Consider the following 11,806-nt stretch of genomic DNA (forward strand, 5'->3'; position numbering starts at 1 on the left):
ACATGACGCCCCAACCCCACGCCACGGCCGGTCGGCACGAAGGGGCCGCACGATGAGGGTGCTGCTGCTCGGAGCCAACGGATTCATCGGCCGGTTCGTCGCCGACCGACTCCTCGCCGACCCGGCGGTGCACCTCACCGCCCTCGGCCGCGGCGACGACGCCGACGTCCGGTTCGACCTCGCCACCGGCAGCCCCGGCGCGCTGACCCGGTTCCTCGACGCCGTCCACCCCGGAGTGGTCGTCAACTGCGCCGGAGCCACCCGCGGCGGCGCCCGCGACCTGACCCGGCACAACACCGTCGCGGTCGCCACCGTCTGCGAGGCCCTGCGCCGCAGCGGCTGCGGCGCCCGCCTGGTCCAGGTCGGCTGCGCCTCCGAGTACGGGCCGAGCCAGCCCGGCTCGTCCACCGCGGAGGACGCGGTGCCCCGGCCCGGCGGCCCGTACGGCGTGTCCAAGCTCGCGGCCACGGAGCTCGTCCTCGGCTCGGGTCTGGACGCGGTCGTGCTGCGGGTCTTCTCACCGGTCGGCCCGGGCACCCCGGCGGGATCCCCGCTCGGCCGGCTCGCCGAGGCGATGCGCCGCGCCATGCAGGCCGGGGACGGCGAGCTCAAGCTCAGCGGCCTCGGCGTGCAGCGCGACTTCGTGGACGTCCGCGACGTGGCCCGAGCCGTCCACGCCGCCTCGCTGTCCGCCGCCCAGGGCGTGGTCAACATCGGCACCGGCCGCGCCGTGAAGCTCCGCGACGCCGCCGCCGTCCTGGCCCGCGTCGCCGGATACGCCGGCCAGCTCCACGAGCTCGACGGACCGCCGCCGCGCCCGGTGATCGGCGCCCCGCGCACCGAGGCGTCCATCGCCGAACAGCTGGCCGCCGCCCCCTACCCGTACCCCGACGGCTGCGGTCCCTGGCAGCAGGCCGACGTCCGCACCGCCCGCGACCGGCTCGGCTGGCGCCCCCGGATCAACCTGGAGGAGTCCCTGGCCGACATCTGGATGGAGGCGGCATGCCGCATCTGACCACGGCCGGGACGGTCACCGAGACGGGCCTCGGCGTGCCCGGCTACGCCCACCCGCTCCTCGCCCCCGTCGAGTGGGCCGAACTCACCCGCCCCGGCACGCCCGTCCACTGGGCCGTCCTCAACGTGGCCGAGGGCCCCGGCGACCGGCCCGACCCGCACTGCCTGGAGGCGGCGGGCAGGCTCCGTAACGCGGGCGTGCGGGTGCTCGGCCACCTCGACCTGCGCCACGGCTCGCGCCCCTTCGGCGAGGTCGTCGCGGAGGCCCAGCGCTTCCTGGACTGGTACAAGGCCGACGGCTACTACCTGGACCGCTGCCCCGCGGACCGGGCCGACCTGCCCGGCGTACGGCGGATCGCCGCCACCCTGGAGGCACTGCGGGACGGGGAGGTCCACCTCGTCCTGGGCCACGGCACCCACCCGTACCCGGGCTACGCCGAGGCCGCCGACCAGCTGGTCACCTTCTCCGGAGCCTGGGCCGACTACCGCTGGTCGCAGGTGGCGGAGTGGACGGCCGACTATCCGGCGGGAAAGTTCGTCCATCTCGTCCACGGCGTGCCCCGCACCCACCTGGAGGAGGCCCTGCGCATCGCCCGCTGGCAGGGGGCGGGCACGGTCTTCATGACCGACCGCCGGGGCCGCCCCGGACAAAGCGACCAATTCCACACGCTGCCCGGCTACTGGGACGAAATCGTCTCGCGTATCGGACGGGGTGTCTCGGAATGAGAAGGGGCGTGGCAGTGTTACGGGGAGAACAACCGTCGTAATGACATCCCGACCAGCTGTATTGATGAGGTCTCCGTGTCGCTGCCACCCCTGGTCGAGCCGGCTGCCGAGCTCACCGTCGACGAGGTCCGCAGGTACTCCCGCCACCTGATCATCCCGGACGTCGGGATGGACGGGCAGAAGCGCCTGAAGAACGCCAAGGTGCTCTGTGTCGGCGCCGGCGGCCTCGGCTCCCCCGCGCTGATGTACCTGGCCGCCGCCGGTGTCGGCACCCTCGGCATCGTGGAGTTCGACGAGGTCGACGAGTCGAACCTCCAGCGCCAGATCATCCACAGCCAGGCCGATATCGGCCGCTCCAAGGCGGAGTCCGCGCGCGACAGCGTGCTCGGCATCAACCCGTACGTGAACGTGATCCTTCACGAAGAGCGGCTCGAGGCCGAGAACGTGATGGACATCTTCAGCCAGTACGACCTGATCGTCGACGGCACGGACAACTTCGCGACCCGCTACCTGGTCAACGACGCCTGCGTGCTGCTCAACAAGCCGTACGTGTGGGGCTCCATCTACCGCTTCGACGGCCAGGCCTCGGTCTTCTGGTCCGAGTACGGCCCCTGCTACCGCTGCCTCTACCCGGAGCCCCCGCCGCCGGGCATGGTCCCCTCCTGCGCCGAGGGCGGCGTCCTGGGCGTGCTGTGCGCGTCCATCGGCTCCATCCAGGTCACCGAGGCCATCAAGGTCCTCGCCGGCGTCGGTGAGCCGCTCGTCGGCCGCCTGATGATCTACGACGCCCTGGAGATGCAGTACCGCCAGGTCAAGGTGCGCAAGGACCCCGACTGCGCGGTCTGCGGCGAGAACCCGACCGTCACCGAGCTCATCGACTACGAGGCCTTCTGCGGCGTCGTGTCCGAGGAGGCCCAGGAGGCGGCGCTCGGCTCCACGATCACTCCGAAGCAGCTCAAGGAGTGGATCGACGACGGCGAGGCCATCGACATCATCGACGTCCGCGAGCAGAACGAGTACGAGATCGTCTCGATCCCCGGCGCCCGCCTGATCCCGAAGAACGAGTTCCTGATGGGCAACGCCCTGCAGGACCTCCCCCAGGACAAGCGGATCGTCCTGCACTGCAAGACGGGTGTCCGCAGTGCGGAAGTCCTCGCCGTGCTCAAGTCCGCGGGCTTCGCGGACGCGGTGCACGTCGGCGGCGGCGTCATCGGCTGGGTCAACCAGATCGAGCCGGAGAAGCCGATCTACTAGGCGTACGGCGAAAGGGCCCGGACCTCACGCGAGGTCCGGGCCCTCTCCCGTTCCGCAAGAACTTTTCCGTACGGCTAGGAGCAGGTCGTGCCGTACGCCGGGACCTGGCCGTCCAGGAAGTACGCGTCGATCGTCCGCGTGGCGCAGGCCGACGTGCCGTACGCCCCATGGCCTTCGCCCTTGTTGGTGACGAGCACTCCGACGCCCGCGCCCAGCTCCTTCGCCATCTTCTCGGCGCCCTCGTACGGGGTGGCCGGGTCGCCCGTCGTGCCGACGACCAGGATCGGGGCGGCGCCGGGCGCGCTCGCGTCGACGTCCCTGGTCTCGCCCTTCACCGGCCAGGCGGCGCACCAGCCGGCGGTGTCCCAGGCCAGATAGGCGCCGAACACGGGGGAGAGGCGGCGGAACTCCGGCAGCAGCGCACGCGCCTCGCCGGGAGTGGGGCGCTCGGCCGAGTCCGCGCAGGAGATCGCCCGCTGGGAATGCGACTGCGTCGCGTAGTGGCCGCTCTCGTCCCGGTCGTTGTACCAGTCGGCGAGCTGGAGCAGCCGGGTGCCGTCGCCGCGCTCGGCCTCGTCGAGCGCCTGGGTGAGCAGCGGCCAGTTGGACTGCCCGTACAGCGTCACCGCGATCCCGGTGGTCGCCAGGCCCTCGGTGAGCCGCCGCTCGCCGACCCGCAGCGGCTCCCGGTCCAGCTTCCGCAGCAGCCGGGCGATCCGTTCGGTCCCCGCCTTCGGGGACTGGCCGGTCGACGTCAGGTAGTTGTCCAGGGCCCGCTGGAAACCGATCGTCTGGTTGCGGGCGTGCCCGGCGGTGTCGGCGGTCGGGTCGACGACCGCGTCCAGGACGAGCCGGCCCACCTTCGAGGGGAAGAGGTGGGCATAGGCGGCGCCGAGCTCCGTGCCGTACGACATGCCGAAGTAGTGCAGCTTCTCGTCGCCGAGCACCTGCCGGACCAGGTCGAGGTCGCGGGCCGTGTCGGTGGTCCTGGTGTGCGGCAGGACGGTGCCGGAGCGGCGGGCGCAGCCGGCGGCGAAGGCGGCGTTGTCCTTGAGGAAGGCGGCCTCCTCGGCGGGCGTGTCCGGGGTGAGGTCGACCGTCCGCTCGGCGGCGTCCTGCTCGGCGTCGTCGCGGCAGACCACGCCCGCGCTGCCGCCGACGCCCCGCGGGTCGAAGGAGACCAGGTCGTAGCGCTCGCCCAGCTTCGCGTACTCCCCGGCGGCGCGCGGCAGGATCTCGACGCCCGAGGCGCCCGGCCCGCCGAAGTTGAAGAGCAGCGAGCCGAGCCGCCGCTCGCGGTCGGTGGCCTCCTTGCGGACGAGGGCGACCCGGATGGTCGCGCCGTCCGGCTTCGCGTGGTCGAGGGGCACCGTGACGGTCGCGCAGCGCCAGGCGGAGCCGGGCGCCTGACCGCCTTCGGGCGCGGGGCAGCTCTTCCAGTCGGGGCGCTGCCCGGTGAGGGCGGCGGGCAGCGACGAACCGGCGCTGTGCGTGGCGGTGGGCTTCGGACCGGCCGTGGTCGGCGGGGCGTCGCCGCCGGAGGACGTGGCCGTGCAGCCCGCCGCGAGCACTCCCGCGAGGGCGAGCCCCGCCCCCTTGCGTATGAACCCGCTCCCGCTCGCCACCGCGCGCCCCCCGTGATCCGTTGTTCCGGACGACCCATCGTAGGCGGGCCGCGACCGCCCAGGAGTGCCCGGCCGATCCTCCAGCGCCGCCCTCGCCCAGGAGCGCCCGGCCGATCCTTGAGGCGATCAAGGCGCCGCCTCCGCTAGCCGCAGACGGTCCCGCTCCTCGGCACCTTGCCGTCCAGGAGGTACGCGTCGGTCGCCGCCTTCACACACGCGTTGCCGCTGTTGTAGGCGCCGTGCCCCTCGCCCCGGTACGTGAGCTCCACGCCGACGCCGTTGCCGAGGGCGTCCACCATCGCGCGGGCGCCCTCGTAGGGGGTGGCCGGGTCGCCGGTGTTGCCGATCACCAGGATCGGGGCCGAGCCGGCGGCCGAGACGTCCGGGTGGTCCCAGGTCCCGGGCACCGGCCAGGACGAGCAGCTGGTGATGGCCCAGCCCATGAAGTCGCCGAAGACGGGGGAGACCTTCCGGAACTTCGGCAGCCGCTCCCTGGCCTGGCCGAGGGTGTAGCGCTCCTTGTAGTCCACGCAGTTGATGGCGGTGTTGGCGGACTGGATGTTGCTATAGACGCCGTTCTGGTCGCGGCCGTTCATGGAGTCCGACAGGGCGAGCAGCAGGGCTCCGTTGCCGCCGTCGGCCTCGTCCAGGCCCTGTTCCAGGTAGGGCCAGAACTCCTTGGAGTACAGGGCCTGCGCGATGCCGTTCGCCGCCTGGGTCTGGGTGAGCTTGCGGTCGCCGATGCCCTCGATCGGCTTCTTGTCGAGGGAGGCGAGCAGATCGGTGACGAACTTCTCGATCTCGGCGACGGAGGAGCCGGGCAGGGTGCACTCCGCCCCGCGGCCGACGCAGTCCTTGGCGAAGTTGTCGAGGGCCAGCTGGAAGCCCTTCGCCTGGCCGAGGGCACCGGCCTCCACCCCGGCCCCCGGGTCGACGACGGCGTCGAAGACGGCGCGGCCCACGTGCGAGGGGAAGAGGTGGGCGTAGACGCCGCCGAGCTCCGTGCCGTACGAGATGCCGAAGTAGTGGAGCTTGTCGTCGCCGAGGACCCGGCGCATCAGGTCCATGTCGCGGGCGGCGTTCTCGGTGCCGAGGTGGGGGAGCCTCTTGCCCGAGTCCTTCTCGCAGCCGTCGGCGTACTTCTTCTGCGCGTCGGACAGGGTCCGTTCCTCGGCCGCGTCGTCGGGCGTGAAGTCGAGGGCGTAGTAGGCGTCGAGCTCCCGGTCGGTGGCGCACTCCACGGGTGCGCTGCGGCCGACGCCGCGCGGGTCGAAGGAGACCAGGTCGTAGCGGGAGCGGAGCGTCTCGAACTTCTCGGCGAAGCCCGGCAGGCCGCTGACGCCGGAGGCGCCGGGGCCGCCGAAGTTGAAGAGGAGGGAGCCGATCCGCCGGCTCCGGTCGCGGGCCTTCGCCCGGATGAGGGCCAGGTCGACGGTCTCGCCGTCGGGCTCGGCGTAGTCGAGCGGCGCGGTCAGGAAGGCGCACTCCCACGGCGCCCCGCCCGGCAGCGGCGACGGCACGGGCCCGCCGCCCTCCGCGGCGGACGGCGGCCGGCACGGCGACCACTCCAACTTCTGCGCCGCGAGCCCGTCGAGCCCGCTCGGCCCGCTGGTCTCGGGAGCAGCCGCCTGCCCCCCGTCGTCGGAACACCCGGCGGTCAGCAGCAGGGCGGCGGTCGCGGTGAACAGGACGGCTCGCTTGGCGACGGAGATCGGCATGCCCCCATCGTCGGCCGCCCGCCGAGCCCCCGCGCGGGCGGAGGTCCATGCGGGTGGCGCGCCCCGGCCCTTCGGGACCGGCCCCAGGCGCTCGGCGCCCTTGCGCTACGCGCGCGCGTCCGGCCCGTTGCCTGTGGCGACAGCCGTCCGCGCCCGGCCCTTCGGGCCCGCGTCCGGCCAGGCTCGCGCGCCGTCGGCCGTCCCGCCCGGCCCTCGCCGCTTCCCGGTCCGAGGCGCTCGGCGCCCCGCTACAGGGCTTCCCGCTTGGTCAGCCAGTTGAAGCAGAGCCAGCCCGGCAGCACCGGCAGCCACAGCGTCAGCAGGCGGTAGAGGAGCACGGCCGGAGTGGCGACCTCCAGCGGCAGGTGGCCCACCGTGACCAGACCGACGGTGAGCGCGCCCTCGACCGCGCCGATGCCGCCGGGAGTCGGGGCCGCCGAGCCGAGCGCGTTGCCCGCGAGGAAGACCACGGCCACGCTCGCGAAGCTGATGGACACGTTGCCGTGCCCGAAGGCGCGGATCGAGGCGTCGAGGCACAGCACGAACGCGCCGGTCAGCAGCAGCATGCCGCCGATGCCGGTGGCCAGTTTCACGGGCCGCTGGAGCACGTCCAGCATGCGCGGCACCACGCCCGCGAACAGCGAGCGCAGCCGGGTCGAGACGAACTTCCGCATGAACGGGATCGCCGTCACCACGAGCACCAGCACCGCGACCGTCAACAGGCCGGCGATCACCGTCCTCGACGGGGTGAACGACCGTGAGTTCTCCGTCCCGGTCAGATAGCCGAAGGACAGCAGCAGCAGGATGTGCGCCCCCAGCCCGAAGAGCTGCGAGGCGCCGACGCTCGCCACCGCGAGCCCCGGGCGCACGCCCGCGCGCTGGAGGAAGCGGGTGTTCAGGGCGACGCCGCCGACGGCCGCCGGGGCGACGATCTTCACGAACGACCCGGCGACCTGCGCCACCACCGTCCGCCAGAACCCGACCCGCTCCGGCACGAAGCCCAGCAGGCTCATCGCCGCCGCCACATAGCTGAACGCCGAGAACAGCACCGCCGCCGCCACCCACCGCCAGTCCGCCTCGCTGATCGTCGACAGCGGCGTACGGGCGATCTGCGACAGCAGGAAGTACGCGGCGATGGCGCCCGCGATCAGACTGACCAGGGTGCGCGGCTTGATCCGCTCCAGGCGCACCGGCTCCACCGGCGCCTGCGGCCGGATCCGCAGCACCTGCTGCCGGATCTGTGCCAGCAGGTCCTCCTCGCGGGCCTCGTCCTGGGCCTCGTCGAGGGCCCGCTTCTCGGCCTTCTTGTCGGCCTGCTTCTCCGCCCGCGCGGCCTTGCGGTCCTCGCGGCGGTCCTCGTCGAGCTGGGACTGGGCCCGCGCCTCCGCACGGGCCTGCTTGGCCGCCTGGGAGGCGGCGAGGACCGCCTCGCGCTCCCGCTTCGTACGCTCCCGGGCCAGCCGGCGCAGCTCCGCGCGGGTCGAGCGGCTCAACGCGATCGGCTGCAGCAGCGGCAGGCAGTCGGCGATCGCGTCCGGGCCCAGCACCTCCACGGCCGCCGCGACCGCCCGCTCGGCGCCCACCCGCAGACCGAGCGTGGTGAGCAGCTGGGCGATGTCCATCCGCAGCACCAGGTCACCGGCGGCGATCTCGCCGCCCCGCAGATCCGTGAGGATCACCTTGCCGGAACGATCCACCAGAATCGCGTCTCCCGCGAGCCTGCGGTGCGCGATCCGGCGCGACTGGAGGGCCTTCACCTGCCGCCAGGCGCTGCGCACCAGGTCGTCGGTGATCTCCTTGTCGTCCAGCGAGTCCAGGGTCCGGCCGCCCAGGTGCTCGTAGACCAGCATCACCGCGTCCGGGCCCAGCTCGGAGGTGGCGATCAGCTTCGGCGCGTTCGCGCCCGCCGCGATCGCCGCGTACGCGAGCAGCGCCTCCTGCTCCAGGGCCTGGCGCAGCGACACGATGGAGCGGCGGGTGGTGATCGTCCGCAGCGAGATGCGCCGCCAGGCCCGGTAGAAGAAGCCGTGCGCCTGCTGCTCGCGGTCGACGACCGTCACGTCGAGCGGGGGCCCGTCCTCCAGGGTCACGATGTAGCGGCGGCCGCGGTCCCCGCTGTCCGCCGAGTCCGGCACGCCCTCGGCGCGCAGCGCCGTCACCGGCCGGAAGCCGACCCGGCGCAGACCGGCGAGCAGGGTCTGCCCGGTGGGCCGGACGTTGGGGGAGCCGACCGCGTACAGCGTCCCGTACGCCACGGTCCAGCCGATCAGCACGGTCAGGATGATCGAGAAGGCGGTGGTGTAACCGGCGACCAGCATGGTGAACGCGTCGAGCAGCAGCACCACCCACAGCACCACCCGCCAGCGCGGCCTGCGGGCCATGCCGACGGCCGTCATGTACGCGATGACCGGCGCCAGGTAGTTGTGCACGGGGTCGGTGAGCCCGCCGCCGGACTGTGCCTGGGTCAGCGCGTCCTGGATGGTGCCGGGCGCCGACCGGGCCACCCACAGGTCGGTGGCGAGGGTCACGCCGTGCGCGAGCACGGCCGCGAGGACGCCGTCGGCGATCCGCAGGCCGTCACGTTTGACGAGCCGCTCGATCGCGAAGGCCACGGGGACCAGGAGTACCGCGATCGAGGACACCAGGCCGGCGATCTTGACGAAGACGTCGGGTGCGCCGCCGGCGCCCTTGTTGATGTCCTGCTCGAGACCGGAGGTCGTGCCGTGGGCGAAGGCGGCGATGGCGAGGACGAGGGCGATGGCGAGGACACCGATGAGCAGTCGCATCAGATCGGACGGCCGGTGCACGCGGGCGGCGAGCAGCGGTTCGTCGCCGGAAACGCGCTCGGGAAGACCGGGATCGGCCTCCCCCGGAGGCGGGATGTCGTGCCGCATCACCATGTCCGTCTCTGCGTGCCGCTCTGCGTGCGTGGTCGTCGTCGCCGGCTCTGTCGCTGTCGTCGCTGCTTGTTCTTGATCTCGTATCACCAGTCACCGCCCGCACGATGGTGGCACGAAGGAGGGCCGTACGGAGGCATCAGGGGCTTGTCGGTGGGGTGAGGCAGGATGAGCGGAATGGAGAAGCAGGAGCGGATGCGCGAGCAGATGCAGGAACTGCCCGAGCTGCCCGAGTATGCGGAACGGGTGCTTCAGGTCGCCGAGGAGATCCCGCCCGGTCGGGTGATGACCTACGGTGACGTCGCCGAATGGCTGGGGGAGGGCGGCCCGCGCCAGGTCGGCCGGGCCATGGCGCTGTACGGCGGCTCGGTGCCCTGGTGGCGCGTGGTGCGGGCGGACGGCGCGCTGCTGCCGGGACACGAGCGACGTGCGCTCGGTCACTACCGGGCGGAGGGCACGCCGCTGCGGGAACCGAAGGGGGGACCGGTCAAGGTCGACATGCGCAGGGCGCGCTGGGACGGCACGGGCGCGGGAGACCTCGCGGGCGGGGCGTGCTGGGACGGCACGGACGCGTGAGACACCGGGGGTGGGGCGTGCTGGGACGGCACGGACGCGTGAGACACCGGGCCCGGATCGCGTAACGTCGAGGCTCGCGCTTCTCACCCGAGCGCTCCCGGGGCTCCGAGACATCCGAGCGCCGGGGACGCTCCGGGCGCGTCGCGCGGCGCGAGCCCTCCGACCACTCCGACCACTCCGACGACTCCTCCACAGACCCACCAGCAGGACCGGCGACCCACGTGACTTCCTCCTCCACCCTCCGTACGCGGGGACCCGGCGCCTACCGGCTGGTGCGGGCCGTTCCGGCGCCGGTGCGGCCCCCTGTGCTGGACGCAGCGCAGCGGGCGGTGGTTGAGCACGCGCACGGACCGCTGCTCGTCCTCGCCGGACCCGGCACCGGGAAGACGACGACCCTGGTGGAGGCGGTCGCCGCCCGCATGGAGGCGGGCGCCGACCCGGAGCGGATCCTGGTCCTCACCTTCAGCCGCAAGGCCGCCGTGGAACTCCGCGACCGGATGGCGGCCCGGCTCGGCGGCCGCCGGCCCCCGCAGGCCACCACCTTCCACTCGTACTGCTACGCCCTGGTCCGCGCCCACCAGGACGCCGACCTGTTCGCCGAACCCCTGCGGCTGCTGTCCGGCCCCGAGCAGGACCTGGCCGTACGCGAACTGCTCGCCGGCCACATCGACCTGGAGAAGGCGGGCCTCGGGAGGATCCGCTGGCCCGACGAACTGCGGGCCTGCCTCACCACCCGCGGCTTCGCCGACGAGGTCCGCGCCGTCATCGCCCGCTCCCGCGAACTGGGCCTCGATCCGGAGGCCCTGGACGACTTCGCCCGCCGCGTGGGCCGCCCCGACTGGCGGGCCGCGGCCGGCTTCCTCGCCGAGTACCTCGACGTCATGGACCTCCAGGGCGTCCTCGACTACACCGAGCTGGTCCACCGGGCCGTCCTGCTCACCGAGAACGCCGCGCCCGGCACGCTGCCCTCCTACGACGCCGTCTTCGTCGACGAGTACCAGGACACCGACCCGGCGCAGGTGCGGCTGCTGCGCGGGCTGACCGCCGCCGTCCCGACGGTCGTCGCCTTCGGCGACCCCGACCAGTCGATCTACGCCTTCCGGGGCGCCGACGTGAACGGCATCCTCGACTTCCCCGCCACCTTCGGCGGCTCCGTACGCGTCCTCGGCACCTCCCGCCGCTCCGGCGCCGCCCTGCTGGCCGCGACCCGGCTCCTCGCCCAGCGGATGCCGCTGCCCCGCCTGCCCGCCGACAAGGCCCGCGCCCACCGCGAGCTCGCGCCGGTACGGGACGGGGGCCGGGCGGAGGTCTACACGTACCCCACCGCCTCCACCGAGACCGAGAACATCGCCGACCTCCTCCGCCGCGCGCACCTGGAGGACGGCGTCCCCTGGCACGACATGGCCGTCCTCACCCGCGCCGCCGCCCCCCTCCCCGCCCTCCGCCGCGCCCTCACCTCCGCCGGCGTCCCCGTGGAAACCGACGCCGCCGACACCCCCCTCCGCCACGAACCCGCCGTCGCCCCCCTGCTCCTCGCGCTCCGCGCGGTGGCGGGCGCGGCGACGGCCGCCCGCGCGGGCGGGGCGGACACCGGGGCGGAGGAGCCACCCGACGGGGCCGCGGCCGCCGCACCGCCGGGTGCGGCCGATGCGGCCGGGCCCGCCCACGGGCCCGACGCGGGCGCGGGTGCGGGTGCTGCGGCTTCGGTGGCCGGGCGTGCCGTGGGCGGCGGCGCGACCGGTTCCGGTGACGGCACGGCCGTCCCGGGGGCGGGCGGCCCGCCGGCCGGCGACCTCGACGACCCGTCCGACGAGCCCGACCCGGGGCCCGCCCCGGAGGGCACCGGGCCGGAGCCGGCCGGGGCGGCCACCGGCGCGGGCCCCGGGCGCGGGGGGCCGGGGGGGGTGGCCCCCGGGAGCGCCCGCCCCCCCCGCGGCCCCGGGCCCCCCCCCCCAGTGACCTGACCCCCCACCTCCCCACGATGAACGCCCCGAAC

General features: G+C 73.9%; 7 protein-coding genes and 1 pseudogene. 5 read left to right on the top strand and 3 right to left on the bottom strand.

The window, feature by feature from the left end; translation table 11 throughout:
* Positions 1 to 52 precede the first annotated feature (52 nt).
* The 3 genes from ABTZ91_RS20230 to moeZ all read left to right on the top strand — a co-directional run bounded on the left by ABTZ91_RS20230 (position 53) and on the right by moeZ (position 2,994).
* A complete protein-coding gene (locus tag ABTZ91_RS20230) occupies positions 53 to 1,015 on the top strand; it encodes an NAD-dependent epimerase/dehydratase family protein (protein WP_352078545.1) in 963 nt (320 codons plus the stop codon).
* Complete coding sequence (locus ABTZ91_RS20235; RefSeq protein WP_352078546.1) at positions 1,003 to 1,740, top strand: spherulation-specific family 4 protein; 738 nt, start codon at positions 1,003 to 1,005, stop codon at positions 1,738 to 1,740. The genes ABTZ91_RS20230 and ABTZ91_RS20235 overlap by 13 nt, the downstream gene beginning before the upstream one ends.
* A 75-nt stretch (positions 1,741 to 1,815) precedes the next feature.
* Positions 1,816 to 2,994: an adenylyltransferase/sulfurtransferase MoeZ gene (gene moeZ / locus ABTZ91_RS20240; protein ID WP_352078547.1), complete on the top strand. Its 1,179-nt coding sequence runs from the start codon at positions 1,816 to 1,818 to the stop codon at positions 2,992 to 2,994.
* A 74-nt stretch (positions 2,995 to 3,068) separates the two neighbouring features.
* On the opposite strand, the gene ABTZ91_RS20245 is transcribed toward moeZ, so the two are convergent.
* The 3 genes from ABTZ91_RS20245 to ABTZ91_RS20255 form a co-directional block, all read right to left on the bottom strand.
* The gene (locus tag ABTZ91_RS20245; protein WP_352078548.1) at positions 3,069 to 4,619 is read right to left on the bottom strand and encodes an alpha/beta hydrolase; all 1,551 of its coding nucleotides are present in this window, start codon (positions 4,617 to 4,619) and stop codon (positions 3,069 to 3,071) included.
* A gap of 143 nt (positions 4,620 to 4,762) precedes the next feature.
* Entirely contained in the window at positions 4,763 to 6,337 is a 1,575-nt protein-coding gene (locus tag ABTZ91_RS20250; protein ID WP_352078549.1) for an alpha/beta hydrolase, read from the bottom strand.
* Positions 6,338 to 6,585: 248 nt separating this feature from the next.
* Positions 6,586 to 9,237, bottom strand: a complete 2,652-nt coding sequence (locus ABTZ91_RS20255; RefSeq protein ID WP_407077995.1) for a lysylphosphatidylglycerol synthase domain-containing protein — start codon at positions 9,235 to 9,237, stop codon at positions 6,586 to 6,588.
* A 165-nt stretch (positions 9,238 to 9,402) separates the two neighbouring features.
* Between ABTZ91_RS20255 and ABTZ91_RS20260 the strand changes: the two genes are divergently transcribed.
* Together ABTZ91_RS20260 and ABTZ91_RS20265 are read left to right on the top strand one after the other, a co-directional pair.
* The gene (locus tag ABTZ91_RS20260) at positions 9,403 to 9,810 is read left to right on the top strand and encodes an MGMT family protein (protein ID WP_352078550.1); all 408 of its coding nucleotides are present in this window, start codon (positions 9,403 to 9,405) and stop codon (positions 9,808 to 9,810) included.
* A 293-nt stretch (positions 9,811 to 10,103) separates the two neighbouring features.
* A pseudogene (locus ABTZ91_RS20265) lies at positions 10,104 to 11,495 on the top strand (ATP-dependent helicase); the annotation flags it as partial.
* Positions 11,496 to 11,806 lie beyond the last annotated feature (311 nt).

Origin of the sequence: Streptomyces sp. NPDC126499 (assembly GCF_040302485.1) — a bacterium.
GTDB lineage: Bacteria > Actinomycetota > Actinomycetes > Streptomycetales > Streptomycetaceae > Streptomyces.